Origin of the sequence: Mycobacterium saskatchewanense (assembly GCF_010729105.1) — a bacterium.
Lineage (GTDB): Bacteria > Actinomycetota > Actinomycetes > Mycobacteriales > Mycobacteriaceae > Mycobacterium > Mycobacterium saskatchewanense.
The window spans coordinates 5,433,935-5,450,576 of the sequence record NZ_AP022573.1; the positions used below are offsets into that span (position 1 = coordinate 5,433,935).

17 protein-coding genes and 1 tRNA gene are annotated in these 16,642 nt (G+C 60.7%); 10 read left to right on the plus strand and 8 right to left on the minus strand.

Annotated features, from left to right (window positions below; translation table 11 throughout):
- Positions 1 to 48 precede the first annotated feature (48 nt).
- Both G6N56_RS25460 and G6N56_RS28595 read left to right on the plus strand, forming a co-directional pair.
- Positions 49 to 121 (plus strand) — tRNA-Ala (locus G6N56_RS25460).
- Between the two features lie 24 nt (positions 122 to 145).
- On the plus strand, positions 146 to 436 hold the full coding sequence (locus tag G6N56_RS28595) for a hypothetical protein (protein ID WP_158090711.1): 291 nt from the start codon (positions 146 to 148) through the stop codon (positions 434 to 436).
- Positions 437 to 564: 128 nt separating this feature from the next.
- On the opposite strand, the gene G6N56_RS25470 is transcribed toward G6N56_RS28595, so the two are convergent.
- Genes G6N56_RS25470 through G6N56_RS25480 form a run of 3 tightly spaced genes read right to left on the minus strand, consistent with a single transcriptional unit; the run spans position 565 to position 3,025 of the window.
- Positions 565 to 1,032, minus strand: a complete 468-nt coding sequence (locus G6N56_RS25470; RefSeq protein WP_085255092.1) for a nuclear transport factor 2 family protein — start codon at positions 1,030 to 1,032, stop codon at positions 565 to 567.
- Between the two features lie 53 nt (positions 1,033 to 1,085).
- Entirely contained in the window at positions 1,086 to 2,165 is a 1,080-nt protein-coding gene (locus G6N56_RS25475; RefSeq protein ID WP_197746644.1) for an alpha/beta fold hydrolase, read from the minus strand.
- A complete protein-coding gene (locus tag G6N56_RS25480) occupies positions 2,162 to 3,025 on the minus strand; it encodes an alpha/beta fold hydrolase (RefSeq protein WP_085255090.1) in 864 nt (287 codons plus the stop codon). The genes G6N56_RS25475 and G6N56_RS25480 overlap by 4 nt, the downstream gene beginning before the upstream one ends.
- Positions 3,026 to 3,172: 147 nt before the next feature.
- Between G6N56_RS25480 and G6N56_RS25485 the strand changes: the two genes are divergently transcribed.
- Positions 3,173 to 3,829 (plus strand): CGNR zinc finger domain-containing protein, encoded by a 657-nt coding sequence (locus tag G6N56_RS25485; protein ID WP_085255089.1) that lies wholly within the window; start codon positions 3,173 to 3,175, stop codon positions 3,827 to 3,829.
- A 283-nt stretch (positions 3,830 to 4,112) separates the two neighbouring features.
- On the opposite strand, the gene G6N56_RS25490 is transcribed toward G6N56_RS25485, so the two are convergent.
- The gene (locus G6N56_RS25490) at positions 4,113 to 4,628 is read right to left on the minus strand and encodes a TetR/AcrR family transcriptional regulator (protein WP_085255088.1); all 516 of its coding nucleotides are present in this window, start codon (positions 4,626 to 4,628) and stop codon (positions 4,113 to 4,115) included.
- A 125-nt stretch (positions 4,629 to 4,753) separates the two neighbouring features.
- On the opposite strand from G6N56_RS25490, the gene G6N56_RS25495 reads away from it, so the two are divergent.
- Entirely contained in the window at positions 4,754 to 5,404 is a 651-nt protein-coding gene (locus G6N56_RS25495; RefSeq protein ID WP_085255087.1) for an FMN-dependent NADH-azoreductase, read from the plus strand.
- 548 nt (positions 5,405 to 5,952) lie between these two features.
- Here the strand turns inward: G6N56_RS25495 and G6N56_RS25500 are convergent.
- A complete protein-coding gene (locus G6N56_RS25500; RefSeq protein WP_085255178.1) occupies positions 5,953 to 6,402 on the minus strand; it encodes a winged helix-turn-helix transcriptional regulator in 450 nt (149 codons plus the stop codon).
- Positions 6,403 to 6,493: 91 nt separating this feature from the next.
- Between G6N56_RS25500 and G6N56_RS25505 the strand changes: the two genes are divergently transcribed.
- From G6N56_RS25505 to G6N56_RS25530, 6 genes are all read left to right on the plus strand, one after another.
- Positions 6,494 to 7,327 (plus strand): enoyl-CoA hydratase/isomerase family protein, encoded by an 834-nt coding sequence (locus G6N56_RS25505; protein ID WP_085255177.1) that lies wholly within the window; start codon positions 6,494 to 6,496, stop codon positions 7,325 to 7,327.
- Between the two features lie 89 nt (positions 7,328 to 7,416).
- Positions 7,417 to 8,610 carry an acyl-CoA dehydrogenase family protein gene (locus G6N56_RS25510; protein ID WP_085255086.1) on the plus strand — a complete coding sequence of 398 codons (1,194 nt, stop codon included), beginning with the start codon at positions 7,417 to 7,419 and terminating at the stop codon, positions 8,608 to 8,610.
- Positions 8,611 to 8,867: 257 nt separating this feature from the next.
- Positions 8,868 to 9,701, plus strand: coding sequence for a mycofactocin-coupled SDR family oxidoreductase (locus G6N56_RS25515; RefSeq protein ID WP_085255085.1), 834 nt, complete (start codon positions 8,868 to 8,870; stop codon positions 9,699 to 9,701).
- 802 nt (positions 9,702 to 10,503) lie between these two features.
- A complete protein-coding gene (locus G6N56_RS25520; RefSeq protein WP_085255084.1) occupies positions 10,504 to 11,328 on the plus strand; it encodes an enoyl-CoA hydratase/isomerase family protein in 825 nt (274 codons plus the stop codon).
- Between the two features lie 260 nt (positions 11,329 to 11,588).
- A complete protein-coding gene (locus tag G6N56_RS25525; RefSeq protein ID WP_158090710.1) occupies positions 11,589 to 12,836 on the plus strand; it encodes an FAD-binding oxidoreductase in 1,248 nt (415 codons plus the stop codon).
- A gap of 60 nt (positions 12,837 to 12,896) precedes the next feature.
- Positions 12,897 to 13,775, plus strand: a complete 879-nt coding sequence (locus tag G6N56_RS25530) for an LLM class F420-dependent oxidoreductase (RefSeq protein WP_085255176.1) — start codon at positions 12,897 to 12,899, stop codon at positions 13,773 to 13,775.
- A 401-nt stretch (positions 13,776 to 14,176) separates the two neighbouring features.
- Here G6N56_RS25530 and G6N56_RS25535 read toward each other — a convergent pair whose 3' ends face one another.
- The 3 genes from G6N56_RS25535 to G6N56_RS25545 form a co-directional block, all read right to left on the minus strand.
- The gene (locus G6N56_RS25535; protein WP_158090709.1) at positions 14,177 to 14,575 is read right to left on the minus strand and encodes a nuclear transport factor 2 family protein; all 399 of its coding nucleotides are present in this window, start codon (positions 14,573 to 14,575) and stop codon (positions 14,177 to 14,179) included.
- Positions 14,576 to 15,019: 444 nt separating this feature from the next.
- Positions 15,020 to 15,790: an SDR family NAD(P)-dependent oxidoreductase gene (locus tag G6N56_RS25540; protein WP_085255081.1), complete on the minus strand. Its 771-nt coding sequence runs from the start codon at positions 15,788 to 15,790 to the stop codon at positions 15,020 to 15,022.
- A gap of 27 nt (positions 15,791 to 15,817) precedes the next feature.
- Complete coding sequence (locus tag G6N56_RS25545; RefSeq protein WP_085255080.1) at positions 15,818 to 16,639, minus strand: mycofactocin-coupled SDR family oxidoreductase; 822 nt, start codon at positions 16,637 to 16,639, stop codon at positions 15,818 to 15,820.
- Positions 16,640 to 16,642: the final 3 nt, after the last annotated feature.

Here is a 16,642-nt window from a genome sequence, read left to right on the forward strand (position 1 = left end):
GGTTTTGAACGCTCGGTGCCGGTGGTGTAGCTTCGATTGGCACGACTTGGGGCTATGGCGCAGCTGGTAGCGCACCACACTGGCAGTGTGGGGGTCAGGGGTTCGAATCCCCTTAGCTCCACTTTTGTGATGAGTCGAGTCATAGGTGACAGATGAGTCGCGTCATGGGTTACAGATTCCCCGGCCATCGGCCGGGGTTTTTGTTTTGGTTGCGCCAGTAGTTTTTGTTGGGGTCGATGGTGTGGCTGCTCAGGACGTGGTGGCCGGTTTTGCTGATGACGGTGACGGTGTGGTCGGTGACCAGGATCAAGACTGGGGTACCGGCGTGGGTGCGGCCGATGCCCAGGTGGTGCAGGTGGCTGCCGTGGCGCAGGGTGAGTTTGCCGAATTGGTCGATGGTGTCGTGGCGGATGCGGAACTGTGGGTTGGGTTGTGAACACTCCGCCAGACGAGCCCAGGATTCGCAACCATCGGGTTGCCGCTTCCATAACCTGGCCAGCCACCCGACCAATGCTGCCTCCCGCGTCAGGACCACAATCTGAGCCGCGTGCTTCCGAGAACCATTCACTGCATGGCGTCGAGCACTTTTGCGGTGTCTGTGTACATACGAAAGCTAACGATTTTCTCGTCTTGGACCGCCCAAAGATGGGCAAATGGCGCCAGCAGTGATTTTCCGGTCTTCTTGTAAACACCGGAGTAAGACCCGAACGACACCACGCGTGCGCCCTCGACGATGAAATCGTCTGCTTTGGCGTCGAATACTTCCCAATCTTCTGCAAGCCGCTTGAGTAAATTGTAGTGAACGGCCTGCGGTCCAACCCAGGTGCCGCTATAGTACGGGAATCTTTCAGCCTCAGTCCAATGAACGTTGTCGTGAAGTAGGGTAAGTACCCCGGGTGTATCGCCATGCGCCAACGCTGCGTAGAAGCGCTGTACCAGATTCACCGATTTGTTGGATGCAGTATTGTCCGTAATTGTCGACATGATGTCCTTTTCTTGTCCGAGATAGCTATTGGTCGGGGACGTTTCCATTTAATACACTCTTAAGCGCGGACTCGTCTCTTCGGCTCACGCCATTACGCAATCTACTTCGAGATTCCGTCGAGGAATGCGGCAACCAACTGTGCGACTTCGTCTGGGCGGTCGTTGAGCGCGAAGTGTCCGGCATCGAGGAGGCGCGTCTCGGTCGCTGGCACGTCTTTCTGATAAGCAGACACCTCGTCGACTCGGAACGATGGATCGTATCGGCCCCAGACCACCAACGACCGAGGCTGATTTTGGCGCAGCCATGCACCCCAGCGTGGGTAGCTAGCAACATTGGTGCGGTAGTCATAAAACAGGTCCGTTTGAATATCGGCCTCGCCAGGACGCGATAGAAATTCGAGCTCGTCGGTCCATCGGTCCGGGTCGATGGTGTCGGCACACGGATTCGATCCGATATGACGTTGACGCGTCGTCTCGGCAGAAAGAAACGTCGCCCGGAATTCGGTCTCATTGGCGGCTCGGTTAGCCCAGAACTCTTCGCGCTTACGCCACAAGGGGCCGAGACCTACCGCGTGAAAAACAGCATTTTGTACGATGAACCCCTGCACTCGCTCGGGATGGTGAATTGCAAGCCGTATACCAACGGGGCCGCCGTAATCCTGCATATAGAGGACGTACCGTTTCAGCCCAATTCCTTCAGTGAACTTCTCGACGATCTCGGTTATATGATCGAACGTATACGCGAACGACGTGGCGGGAGGAGTGGAACTATGACCGAATCCAGGATAGTCCGGTGCGATAAGGTGGAATCTTGACGATAGCCGGGCGAATAACGGTTCGTACATCCGGGATGATGACGGGAAACCGTGAAGCAACACTATTGTCGGGGCGTATGCCGGCCCAGCTTCGCGATAGAAGATCGACAATCCGTCGATGGATGAAGAATGGTACCGCGTCGGCTGAGTCGGACCTATCGTTGCCACGTCGGCTTCACAGCCGGACATTGTCAATGCCGAGGCCATTATTGCTATGAGCGCGTGCTTGACCCCGGCAAGATTTTTCAGAACCGTCGGCAGCCGAGGCGCAAACAGCCGGATAGTGGCAGCTGGGGGCCCAGTAGCACCGCAATCGCGTGCCGCCTTCTTCCCCCACGCGGGGCGGCGCCTGGGTCGGATGGTCACGCCGGAGCCTTGGTCAGAAACTCCACAATCGCATGGCCAATCTCCCGGGCGTGCGTTTCCAACGCGAAATGACCTGTATCGAAGAACCGCACATCGGCCTCAGGAACATCACGGCGGAACGCTGCTGCGCCAGCGGGCAGGAAAAAGGGATCGGTGCGCCCCCACACTGCGAGGACTCGCGGCTGCCAGTTCCGCAAATATTCCTGGAATCTCGGGTACAGCGCAACGTTTGAGGCGTAGTCCAGGAACAGATCGAGTTGTATGTCGTCGACCCCCGGTCGAGACAAATAGTAGTCATCGAGGGTGCGGCTATCCGGCGATACCAGCGAGGGGTCGCCGACCCCGTGCAGGTATTGAAATGCGGTGGTTTGCGGCGTCAGAAGCGTTCGCAGAGCGGCGCGGTTTTCCGGACTCTGCTCATCCCAATACGTCCGGATCGGGTTCCACTCGTCGCTCAGTCCTTCTTCGTAGACATTCCCGTTTTGCGAAATCAGAGCAGTGATGCGGTCAGGGTGGCGAAGCGTGAGCCGCATACCAACGGGTGAGCCGTAGTCAAAGATGTAGAGCGCGAAGCATGGCAAATCAACGATCTCGGTGAAGTGATCAATCACGTCGGCGAGGGCGTCGAATGTGTAAGTGAATTCATCGCGCGGTGGGCGGGAGGTCTGGCCGAAGCCGGGAAGATCCGGCGCAACGACGCGGAAATGTGGCGCCAACAGCGGAATGAGATCGCGAAACATGTGGCTCGCGGTGGGAAAGCCGTGGAGCAGTAGGAGCGCGGGCGCGTCGGGGTTACCGGCCTCGCGGTAGAAGAGCTCGATGCCATCGACGTTGACGGTGCGGTAGCGGAGTTTGGTCACGGGTGGAGGTCCTTGTATGCACGTGTTGGAGTAACCTGCTAGGTCGAAAATAAGAGGTTACTTTTGCTATAGTAACTTGTCAACCCCGAGACTTGCTGGTTACTCTCAGCGGTCTGATGTCCTTACCGAACCCTTGCGAGCTCGCCGATGCCGTCCGTATGTCCTCCCGCCTTCTTCGTCGCCGATTCGTTGGGACTCGATTTCTTGAACTCGCGGGCCAGCCCGAAGGGAACAGTTGTTGAGTGGTTGGCTGATGGCGAAGGCTTGATTGCTTGGCTGGAGCAGTCGCAGCTGCTGGACTCGCAAACATCGGAGCTGATCCGGACGATCGCGAGGCCGGGCGAACTCGACAACATCGCGGCGCAGGCGCGTGAGCTCCGCGAATGGTTCCGTGCCTTCGTCGAGAAGTACCGTGGTGCAGCTTTGCCCCGCGCGGCGTTGGGCGACCTGGCGCCGTTGAACGCGTTGCTCGAGCGGGACGACAGTTACCGCCTGGTTGCGATGCGAAGCCAGACCCCTCCGGAGAGCCCCGCGCACGTGGAGGACAGCGATGGGGTGGCTTTCGAGCGGATACTGATGCGGAGGTGGGACTCACCTGCGTCGCTACTGCTGCCGCTTGCTGATGCGGTGGCCGATGCCGTTTGCTCAGCAGACTTCTCTCACATCAAACGATGCGCAGGACCTGCCTGCACGCTGGTCTTCCTCGATAAGACGAAGACGCGTGCGCGCCGGTGGTGCAGTATGGCGGTGTGCGGGAACCGCGCCAAGCAGTCGGCGTACCGCGAGAAGTTGAAGCAATCCTAAATTGCGTGCCGGTTCCGGCCGAAACCTGAGCGGTAATTCCGGGGTGACTTCTGGTCAATGTCGCAACCGTTAATGGTCTGATGACATTAGCGGCGCGGTGAAAAGTTCGGCGGGACTGTGGTCTTCGATGATGTGGCGGGGGCGGTCATTGACCTCGTATTCGACAGCGCGCAGATGGTCGGGTGTGTAGGTGCTTAGGTTTGCCTGCGTGGGCAACCGCGCGCCTCTCCTGACTGACTGTATTTGCAGCCGCACGTCGTCTGGGTATGCCGAGCGGATGGCGTCAGGTCAAGCCGGCGGTGGCGCTGTCGAAGGCGCCGGGATCGTTGAGGGAGCGTGCGAGAATCATGGCCCCCTCGAGCGTGGCGAGGACGTGCAGGGCGCGTGCCCGGGCGTCCGAACCGCCGACTCGGGCGGCAAGGTCGCCGGCCAGGCGGCTGAAGAATTCGCGAGCTTCATGGGCCACTTCGGGCGGCAGGCCACCGGCTTCGGCGCCTAGGGCGCCACCCAGGCACATCCGTCCGTCCCGCAGAAGTGCCGTCCGAAAGAGGTCACGATAGACGCAGATGACATCTGACCCCTCTTTGTCAGCTGCCTCCGCAACCGCAGCCAGCACGCTGTCGGTGTAGCGGCGTGCGACAGCGGCGGTCAGTGCGGCCTTGGTGGGGAAATGGTGGTGCACGCTGGAGCTTTTGATCCCGGCTTCTGCCGCCAAATCACGGAAGCTGTATCCGTTGTAGCCAGCATCACGGATGTGAGCTTCGGCAAGATCCATCAGCCGCGCTGCGGTGTCGCTCACCCAGCCTCCCTGTCGATAGATAGCTGTTGACAAGCGTAGCTCCACCCCCTACGTTGAGAGCGAGCCAGTCAACTATCTATCGATAGATAGATAGTGAGCCGATGTCCGATCGTGAGGGAATTACAATGACCAAGCTGCTGTTCATCCAGGCCTCGCCGCGCAAGGCCGATTCGGAGTCGATCCAGATCGCCACCTCCTACCTGAACGCTTTACGCGCCAAGAACTCAGATATCGAAGTCGACACGCTTGAGTTGTGGGACACCGTCCTCCCAGCCTTTGACGGCGAAAAGGCAGCGGCCAAGATGAACGTCATCGCCGGGCGCGGTCCAGATTTGCAACAGACGGCATGGGATCAGGTTGTCGAGATCGCTGAACGTTTCATCTCCGCAGATCGCTATCTTTTTGCTGTGCCGATGTGGAATGGTGGCATCCCCTATCGTCTGAAGCACTACATCGATCTCATCCACCAGCCCGGCTTGCTGTGGGGGCTCGATCCGCAAACGGGCTACTACGGGCTGCTCGAGAACAAGCACGCAACTCTTGTGTTGACCTCCGGCGTCTACGCGCAAGGCGTTCCCGCGGCCTTCGGCGTGGATTACCACTCCACCTATCTGCGCGCCTGGCTGAATCAGGCCGGCGTGACCGAGATCGACGAGCTGCGCTTCCAGCCCTCAATGCTCACCGCGGATCCTGCAGGCGATCTCGAAGTGGCCAACCGGCGCGCGGTCGAACTGGGCACCGCCGACAGGCATCAGGTGCTGAAACCGACGGCCTGAGCATCTGGTCATCGCCCGTGCGCGGAGAACAGAACTGATCGCACATAGTCGAAGTTCTGCAGGGTCGGCGTTATCGGGCGATTTGCCGAGGCACAGGCAAGCCTGCGGCAACTTCAGCCAGAGGGTCCTGGAGCGCAAGGCCATCCCCACGAGCACGGAGAAAGAATGGGAGGGAACTCACCGCTGGATCGCTTTGCGGGTCCGTCGGATGTCAATGAGGAAGCGGAACACGCCTGCGAGTAGCCGCTCCTCACCGCGATCCCCACCCCGTAGCCGAGGGCAGGTACGTAGCTCGTAAACTTCGCGGGTCGTCCTCTTCCCGTCATAGCGGGTACTGGTTTGTTGGGCCGCCCATTTCGTGCAACTCGACAGCGATGACGCGATGCTGCCGGGCGCATGCCGGCACGATCTTGTGAAACTGCCACCAGGTTCGCGACTAACCAGACAGAACCGCCAATGGGTCGCCCATACCACCGTTGACGTAGTGCAGCCTGCTTCCATTTAAGTCGGCGGATCCGCCTAGCAGGCTGCCTCACCTCTCCGAAAAGTCAATTGGCCGGGACCATCTCAACGTCGTCAAGCGCAACTTCACGACCTTCCTCATCCACAAACGCCACACGTAGCTGACCGCCACCGCCCCGCCGGCGCCGCAGAACCGACGGCCCCTTGGTGCGCGGCTGGTGCCGATCGCCCCACTGTTGCAATGCCCCGAGGATAAGAAGGGTGTCACGACCGGCAGCGGTCAAGCGATACTCGTGTCGCGTTCGCGCGTGCCCATCCTTGTACGGCACCCGTTCAATCACACCGCTCTCGACGAGGTCGCCAAGACGAGTCGTGAGGAGGTTCGTGGCGATACCCAGGCGCTGCCGTATCTCATCGAAGCGGGTGCATCCGTAGTAGAGCTCGCGCAGGATCAGCGGCGTCCACCGTGCACCGAGCACATGGACTGCTCGCTCCACCGAACAGACCACCTCGTCGCCAAGGACGGCCGACGCCATGTGCTCCACCTACTCTCACTCGCCGCTGTGTTATCAACCACCCTAACCTACTGGATTGCAAAATTAAAGTCAGTCGCCTATCGTGTTCGTTGTGAGCAGCGACCAGTTCTCCATCGACACTGTCTCGCCGGCATACTGGCGAATCACCTTCAACAATGGACCCGTGAACCTCATAGACGTTGACACGATTCACCAGCTCGGCGAACTCGTAGATCTCGCCACCCATGACGTTCAGCTGCGAGTAATGGTCTTCCGCAGCGACAACCCAGATTTCTTCATGGCCCATTGGGATCTGCTGGCAGACAAGACACGTCTAGCTGCCATGCCGCCCGGGCCAACTGGCCTACACCCCTATCTCGACAATCTGGTGCGCTTGAGCAAGCTTCCCGTCGCGACAATCTCCGTCCTGCGAGGTCGTGCGCGCGGCGCAGGGAGCGAGTTCGCGCTCGCGACCGATATCCGGTTCGCCTCGGAGAGGGCTATTCTCGGGCACTTCGAGGTCGGCGTCGGCGCAGTGCCCGGTGGAGGGCCGATGGCTCGGCTGAGCCGTCTTGTCGGACGGGGGCGTGCACTAGAAATCCTTTTGGGCGCCGAGGACCTCGATGCTGCTAGGGCTGCTCAGTACGGCTACGTCAATCGAGTGATACCCGATGCCGACATTGAGGACGAGGTTCATGCGTTCGCCTGGCGTATCGCCGGATTCGACCAGACCGCGATAGCTCGTACCAAGCAGTTCGTCGACGGCCCCACCCTGCCTGAATCGGCGGAATTGGCCCCGGCTCTGACGGCATTCTTCGAGACGGCTGGCCGGCCGGACGCCCAAGTGCTCATTCGCGACTTATTCGCACACGGTTTGCAGCAAGCCGATGGCGTCGAGCGCGACCTTGGAAAGCAGATCGCTATCCATGCCCGTAACCGAACTTGAGGCAAACACACTATCGCGCAACACCAAACCATGCTTGCAACGTCGATCTCTGTCCGAAATTCAGTGCACTGCAACATGATGGAGGTCTCATGATTGAGGAATCAGCGACCGCCGACCCCGTCGGCGTGCCGGTTCACCAGGATTTGGTATCCCGAGCAGGAGAGCTGAAGCCGCTGCTCCAAGCGCACGCTACGACCGGGGAGATCAACCGCAGACTCGACGATCGGGTGATCAGTGCCCTGACTGAAGCCGGGATGTTTCGCATCCACAAACCAATGCGGTTCGGGGGCTACGAGGCGACTCAACGAACGCTACTGGCTGTCACCGAGATTCTCGGCCAGGCGGACGCGTCCGCGGCGTGGGTGGTGACCGTCAACGCGACTGCGGCGTGGGTGGTCGCGCGAGGTTCACAGAAGCTGCAAAGCGAGATATTTGGCGTTAATCCGGATGCGCGCCTTGCCGGGGGCAGCGAGCCCGTTCCGGCTCGCATGGGACAGAACGGGATATATGTCAGCGGTCGCTGGGGTTTCGCGTCCGGCTGCACACACGCGGATTGGTTCTCGGTCACGGCCGCGACTACCGACGAATCCGGCCAAACCACCGGCACCTATTGCCTGATGCCGGCAAGCGAGTTCACGGTGGAGGACACCTGGCATGTGGTAGGGATGCGTGGAACCGCGAGCAACACCCTGGTAACACGGGATCTGTTCGTACCAAAGCACAGGATGATTCCCCTGGATGCCCTGACCGAGAATTCACCATCCGCCGACACGGCGCTATATCGCCTCCCGCTGGGACCGATCGGGGCGTCGGGCCTGGTAGGCCCCTTGCTTGGCGTGGGCCAAGCGGCACTAGATTTGGTCTGCTCTAATGCGGCAGGTAAACCGCTGCATAACACCGTCTTTCCGCGCCAAAGCGACTCCACCGGTGTGCAGATCCAGATCGCGGAGGCCAAAATGCAGCTGTACAGCGCACGCCTGCACGCTTACGATGTGGCGGATCAGCTCGACACTGCGGCGGCCCAAGGTCGCTCCGTCGGGTACAGCGCACGCGCGCGCATGCGAGCACAATGCGCGCACGCTGTTCAGCTAGTGCTGAAGGCGCTCAATACGTTACTCAATGTCCACGGAGCCGCCAGCTTCGCCGAGGCCAATCCGATGCAGCGGTTCTGGCGAGACGCCAACACAGCCGCGCGGCATGCCGCCCTCAATGCGGTCGTCGGTTATGAGGTGTACGGCAAGGCACTTCTCGGCATCGAGGAACGCGTGGCGCCGATGGTTTGACAAACGCCACATGATCTCGGGAGTAGGTATGTGCCATGTCGCGCACTCAGCGGATGAACAGCAAGCCGGGTGACCGGCTCCAGCAAGGATTTCTCAGAAGACAAGTGCCGCAACGAGCTCTGCAGCATTGAACGACCGCCTGGATCGAAACGTTGATCGAGCCAAGAAGGGATTTTAGCTCGCAGGCTACCAACGAGGTGACCGCATCAGGACATCAAGTTGCGTTGTTCACCGTAATTCGAGCAAAGGGGTTTTTCATGACAGGGTGCTTCGAGGGGAAGGTTGCTTTCATCACCGGCGCTGCAAGGGGGCAGGGCCGTAGTCACGCCGTGCGGTTTGCAGAAGAAGGCGCCGACATTATCGCTGTCGACATCTGTGAACAGATCGATACCGTGCACTATCCCTTGGCTACACGTGAGGATCTCGATGAGACGATCAACCTAGTCGAGAAGACGGGACGCCGGATCGTGGCCGAGCCTGCCGACGTGCGGGACTTCGCACGTCTTCAGTCGGTGCTCACCAACGCTGTTGACGAGCTCGGCCGGCTCGACTTTGTCATCGCCAACGCGGGCATAGGTTCGGGTCTCGGCCCCACGCAGCCGACGATGCACGCTTACCTCGATGCAATCGACGTCATGCTTAACGGCGTCTATTTTACGGTTGAAGCGGCTCTGCCGTGGCTGCTAAAGCACGGTGACGGAGGCGCGATCGTCATCACCAGCTCCGCGGCAGGATTTGTATCGCTGGGACGGAGCTTCAATACGCGAAACCCAGGCCTGGCAGGCTACACAGCAGCAAAGCACGGTGTGATCGGGTTGATGCGCTACTTTGCAACTACCTTGGCGGAGAAGAATATCCGAGTCAATTCGGTCCACCCGACGGGGGTCGCCACAACCATGATCCAAAACGACGCGGTGGGGACGTACGCCACCGAGCATCCAGAATTCGCGGCGGCATTCAGGAACTTGATTCCGGTGGAGGCAATCGAAACCTCTGATGTCACCGAGGCGATGGTCTACTTATGCAACCAGTCCGGTCGCTATGTCACCGGCACCACGTTGCCATTGGACGCAGGGCTTCTCCTCAAGTGAGCGCCGTCGAGACACTTCCCGGACAGCCATGGAGCTGATCGCGCACAAAGATGTGAACGACGAGTCAACGAGATTCACACCGCGCGCGGCGGAGAGGGTGGCGTGACGGAAGTCGAGCTGATGTCAAGGATGCTGCGCAACTTCACGTTAAAAGCCCGAGGGAGCGCGGAATGCGCCGAGGACCTGGTCCAGGTGGAAAACGAGGCCTCGACGATGGTTTAAGCACCTGAGCAGATGAGTGTCGTGTTTGCCGCTGACTCGCGGTGAGAAGCTCCAGGAAGTCTTCAACGATTGAAAGGGCACCAAGCCTGGTTCGAGTGCAAAGCGCTGCGGACAGAACATGCGACGTGTGCCGTGCTGACGAACGTCGCTGCCGACTGCCGAGGTGCCTCCCGTCCGATGACGCCAAGGGCACCGCAACGCGGCACCGGAACTCGCATGCATAGCGAGTTATAGCGGATGGTGATTACCCCGCTCAGAAAATGTAAGTGCGGCGTAACCGTTGATCCCAAGTCCTGGGCGGGCTCCCTAAAGCCTTGGGTTACAAGGGATCAACGTCGTCAGGTAGGCGACCGGCGCATTGGCGCCGGTGTCGACACCGAAGTGCGATCTGCCTTGGCTGGCGAAAGGCACTGCCGTGCAATGTAATACGTGGTATCGGTGCCTCGATGGGAGTTGTGCGGTGAACGCTCAACGGTGCGATCGAAGTAGCCAATTGACGTCATTCAAAGCCGATGGACGCCGCTAAAACTGTTATTTCACAACTTGATACGAGTCCGAACGTATCTGGTAGCCTGCTGTCATGTCCATAGACAACAACGGCCCACTGCGCCTAACGGAAGCGGCCCCCGGTTACGTGCGGGTCACGATCGACAACCCACCGCTCAATTTGCTTGATCCCGAAATGATCAAAGCGCTTCGAACGCTCATGGACGCTTTCGAGGCCGATCCGAACCTGCGGGTGGTTGTGTTCGACAGTGCCGATGAGGACTACTTCATCGCTCATTTCGACGTAGTCCGTGCTCACGAAGTGCCAAACGACCCGGGCCCGACGGGTCTGCCGGCGTGGCCCGATATCGCCTACCGCCTCCGGCGCGCACCGTTCATCAGCATCACTGAGCTTCGAGGGCGAGCGCGTGGTGTCGGAAGCGAGTTTGTATTGGCCTGTGACCTACGCTTCGCCAGCATCGAGCGTGCCATTTTGTGTCAGCCGGAGGTCGGTTGCGGACTGGTACCCGGTGGCGGCGGGATCGAAGCTTTAACCGCGCTGACGGGCCGCTCACGTGCCTTGGAGGTCATCGTCGGCAGTGATGACTATGACGCAGTCCTAGCTGAGAAGTACGGCTGGATCAATCGCGCGATCCCGGACGCCGATCTCTCGTCGTTCGTCGACCGGCTCGCCCGTCGGATAGCGTCGTTCCCGCCCGGTGCTCAGGCCCTTGCCAAGAAGTTAGTCAACAACCGGGCCTCGGTGTCCGATGGCAGCGATCTCGCCGACAGTCTCGCCGAGTTTTACCGCACCATCGAGTGGCCAGCCACTCGCTCACGGCTGGCTGATCTCATTGCGCATGGCCTCCAGCAGCGCGGTGAACTCGAGAACGACCTAGGCAGCCTTCTGGGTTCGTAGAGTCGCCCCGCGGGCGACTGAGGTGCAAACGCGGTCGTGGGCAACTACCGACCCGACGGCCCAGGCTGGCCGTCTTTAGCGAGGCGGATACAAATCAGCCGATGGACGCCAAGGCCTAGACGGCGGGACAAAAGAGGTGCTGAGTGACTAACGTATCGCCGATCGTGGCGTGTGCGGCGGAGTTGCGACGACGGCTCCCTGACGACCGAGTGGTCTCGCCGGCGGCACGTGCGGTGTGTCAACGGCTTTGGAACGGGGCCGTGACCGCGGCACCGGCGATCCTTGTTCGCCCTGCATCCGCACACGAAGTCTCGTTGACTGTCCGCGCGGCAGTGGAGCACGGTGTAGGACTTTCAGTCCTTGGTGGCGGGCACGACGTGGCAGGGCGGTCTGTACGCGATCAGGGATTGGTCATTGATTTGAGCGATCTGAAGCGCGTCGACGTCGACCGTAACGGAGGCGCGGTGAACGTGGGTGGTGGCGTTCTTGCCTGCGACGTGATCGCAGCGACGATCGGGCAGGGTGGAGTTGTCGCGACCGGCATTTGCGGGACGGTGGGGATGATGGGGCTCACACTCGGCGGTGGGTATGGGCCGCTGAGCGGTCGTTTCGGATTGGCGTTGGACAATTTGCTTGGCGCCGAGGTGATATTAGGCGACGGGCGTCGCGTAATGGCCAGTGCTCAGCATGAACCCGACCTGTATTGGGCGATCCGTGGCGGTGGCGGCAATTTCGGAGTGGTGACGTCGGCGACGCTGCAGCTGCACGAGATGACAACGGTGCTGGGAGGTTTGATTGTCTATCCTTGGGCGCAGGCGGCCGACGTCTGGAGCCGGCTCAACGATGTGATGCCGACGGCACCGGACGAATTGAGCGTGGCGACAGGCATTCTCGGTGATCCCGACGGTAATCCCACTCTGTTCCTGTGCCCGGTCTGGAGCGGCGAGGAGTCCAGTGGCGGAGAGCACATCGAAACACTGCATCACTTCGGCACGCCGCTGTTGTCACAGGTCACCACTATGAACTATGCGGACCTAATCGCGACATTCGACGCCCGCATGGTCGCTGGGCGTCATTACGCGGTGCGCACTCGCTCGCTGCGCACCTTCACACCCGGTGCCATCGCGGCGCTCATCGATGCAGGGAACTTCATTCCCTCTTCGTCCGCGAGTGTCTACATTCATGATTTTCACGGTGCCGCTACTCGCATTCCCGTCGAGTCCACTGCGTTTGGTCAGCGCCAGAGACACCACTTGGTCGAAATTGCCCCGGGATGGGAGCCCGCTGACAGCCCTGCGCCCCACCGCGCTTGGGCCGACCGCTTGGCGAACGAATTGGCTGTAGAGGCGCTGCCCGGCGGATACCCGAGCCTGCTCAACCCTGATGACCACGAACAGATTGCTCACGCGTACGGCCCAAACGCGGATCGACTTCGAAAGCTGAAGCAGCGATACGATCCCGATTTCGTTTTCCTTGGAAATCCGCTGCCGCGACGTTCGGGGAGCTGAGGCGACCTGACGTCGCGTACCGACCACAAGAGAGATGCGCAAGTGACAGAGAGAGGGACCATGCGGGTTGGAGTGATATTCCCACAGACGGAAATTGCCGTCGATCCTCTCAGCGTTCGCACCTACTGCGAACAGGTGGAAGCGCTGGGGTTTGACCACATGCTGGCCTACGAGCACGTGCTGGGTGCTGATCCGGCAGTTCACTTTGGCTGGGACGGCGTGTATGACGTTGACAGCACATTTCACGAGCCGTTCGTCTTGTTCGGCTATATAGCAGCGCTCACCACCCAGCTGCAGTTGGTCACTGGCGTTTTGATACTGCCACAGCGTCAGACGGCATTGGTGGCTAAGCAGGCCGCCGAAGTTGACGTGCTCAGCGGCGGCCGGCTGCGGCTGGGCGTCGGACTGGGCTGGAACGCTGTGGAATATGAGGCTCTCGGAGCCGATTTTACTAATCGGGGGCGTCGAATCGAGGAACAGATCGGACTGCTACGCGCGTTGTGGACGCAGCCCAGTGTCACATTCCATGAGGAGTACCACAGGGTGACGGGCGCGGGTCTGGCTCCGCAACCTACGCAACGCCCTATTCCGGTTTGGCTGGGTGCCACCTCACCGCGGGCCTACCGGCGGGTCGGCCGCTGTGCCGACGGGTGGTTCCCGCTCGTGCAGCCTGGGCAAGAACTCAACAGCGCCCGAGACGTCATCCAGCACAGCGCCATCGAGGCAGGCCGCGACCCCACCACCATAAGAATGGAAGGACGCGTGCAGTGGAATGGCGATCCCCATGATGTCGATCGTCAGCTCGAGGCGTGGCGAGCCGCGGGTGCCAGTCACGTGACGATCAACACGATGAATGCAGGTCTGCGCTCAACCGATGAACATTTGGACGCCCTAGCGTCAATCACGCGCCTTCTCGACCTCCACCACTCGTCAGAATGAGACCATCGATCAGGGCGCGTGCAGCGGAGGCATGCGCTCGAAATCTCGCTGTTAACAGCCTGGTTTCGCCCCGGTACGCCTTCAGTCAGTTACTTCGCGAGAGTCTGTAGTCGTTTCCGAGAGTCGTCCTGAACCGGAACCCGTGCGACTTTCATCGCATCGAAGTCAGCGCGCTATTCCGAATTATGTTATAACTCAGCATGATTCATGACGCCCGATGCATCTCCTGGCGATTATTGTGCCTAGTGGTCGGGAACATAGCGAAAGTCGGACACCGAAACATCGTCGAGCGCTCAGCGCGACCTGGCTCCAGTCCCCTGGGAAACCGGTAAGCTTTCCCGGCTATGGGGCCACGACGACCGCCCGTCATCGGTCTCTCGTTCCCGACGCGAAGCGTCGGATCACGCCCTGAATGCGGCGACAGTACGTGCGGGGTCGAAATATTCACGGACGTGGATGATTTTTCCGTCTTGGGCACGTAGATACACAATATAGTCTTGATTATAGGTTCGCCCCGTTGCGGCGACGTTGGCTGTCCCTGAGAACTCGGCGATGACAGCGTCATCGCCCTCGATCTGATAAATGATCACTCCGCTAATCTTAAAATCCTGGACCGAGTCTAGAAAGCCTTTGACGCTCGCGGCAATCTCATCGATGCCCCGGCAAGGACTAGCCACACCTGCGCTCGCGCCGAAAGCAAACTCCATCACGGCGTCGTCGGCGAAGAGCGCGCGCCACGCGGCGAAGTCGTTCTGGAGGTTACGAATGTGGGCGCGCATCAATTCTCGTGCGCTGATCATGCAGCGCTCCTTGCACATGACCGCCGCGTAGCGACGTACTGGGCGTTGAAGTCAAACATCATGCCAACTACCACCTTCGCAAGTTTGTCGACGTGAAGATCCACTGCATAACTTCGGTTTAACGAGCTACAGCGCCGCACGTGCCGGTGCCTCTTGCTATTTCCTGAAAGCAGATCCGGTCCCGGTCGCCGCCTCCGGTACAAGCGAACTAACCGCCAAGTCTATTCCCACGGCTGGGTCGCAAAGCTTGCCCACAGGGCCTAGTTGTACCCGCGCGACGCGTTGGTGACGGTTGTTGATTATGTGTGCGGAGCAGGTGATCTCGTCGACGGTTGCTGAGTCTGTCATCAAGTCGGCCTCGCTATGGACGACGCTGAGTCTTGCCCGCGTGGATTTTCGCGGCTGGGGGTGGCGACGCGTGATGTCTATTCGCGCAATCTTGGGTTATTGGCGCATGTGGGATGCGCCGCCGATGTACCAGACCTGGCCGTTGATCCACTCGCCTTCATCGGAGAGCAGGAAAGCCGTGATGGCTGCCAGGTCGGCGGGACGACCGAGCCGGGTGGTCTTGGCGGCCATCAGGAACATCTGCTGCATCTGCTGATCGTTTTGTCGCACCTGGGTCTCGCCCATCACCAGTCCGGGCATGACCCCGTTGCACCGGATGCCCTTGGCGCCCCAGTTGTTGGCGACGTGCCGGGTCAGCTGGTTGACGGCCGCCTTGGTGGCGTTGTAGGCAACGTGCATCGGATCGGTGCCCAGGGAGCCGCCGGACGAGGTGTTGACGATGCTGCCCGTGCCCTGGTCCAAGAGGTGGGGCAGCACCGCGCGAATGGTGCGGACGTAGCCGAGCAGGTTGACGTCCAGCGTGCGGTGCCAGACGTCGAGGTCGGTATCGAGCACGGTGGTGTCGCGGCCCAGGTTGTTCTCGGAGAGGTCTGCACCGACGTTGTGCAGGCCGTGAATTGGGCCGTACTCGGCGATGGTCCGGTCGACGAGCTTCTCGATGGATTGTTGGTCGGCGAGGTCGAATTCGACCGCAATCGCCCGCCCACCGGCCGCGGTAATCCGCTCGACGGTGGCGTCCGCCCCGGCGACGTTGATGTCTGCGACCGCGACCGATGCTCCTTCACTGGCCAGGCGTTCGGCGGTGCCGGCGCCGATACCGGTGGCGCCCCCGGCGACGATGAACGTCTTGCCACTCAGCCCGCGCATTTCACTCCCTCTGTCGTGTTCGGGGGATCAGCAGTAGGCGACGCCGAGGTCCACCGAAACGGCGGTTGCAGTAACGAATTTCGATTCGTCAGAGGCCAGCCAGGCGACGGCGTCTGCGATGTCTTCCGGTTGGGCGATGCCCTCGGGGAGTAGAGGCTTGTGCAGGCCTTGCAGATGCGGGTAGGCGTCCGTCGCGGCCTGCAAAGCTGCGCGCATCGGGGGTGTCGTCATCGGGCTTGCGACCGCACCAGGATGCAGGCTGTTGACCCGTATGCGACATCGGCCGAGTTCGGCGGCGAAGGCCCGCGCCAAGCCGGTGATGGCATGCTTGCTGGCGGTGTAGTGCACCATGAATGCTTGCATCTTCACTCCCGCGGCCGATCCGATCAAGATGATGGAGCCTCCGCGCCCGCCGTCGATGATGTGGTGTGCGCCGGCCATCACGGTGTTCCAGGTCCCAACGACGTTGGTGTCGATGGTCTCTTGGAAATCTTGGGCGGTGATCTGATCCCATGGTGCGGGACAGCAGATTCCGGCATTGGCGACGATGACGTCCAGCCCGCCGAGCTGGGCCACGGCGTTATCGACGGCGGCACTCAGCGTCTCGAGGTCGCGGGTGTCGACTTTCGCAGCTACGGCGCGGCACCCGTTGGATGTCACGAGCCGTGCGGTTTCCGCCAAGTCGTCAGGCGTCGGGGAGTCGTAGGGCACGCTGGCCGGTAACGGCCCCGCGATGTCCACAAGGATGACGTCGGCGCCTTCGGCACTGAGCCGTTGCGCGTGGGCCCTGCCCTGGCCTCTGGCGGCGCCGGTAACTAGGGCAACCCTGCCTGCCAACCGCGATTCCATTGC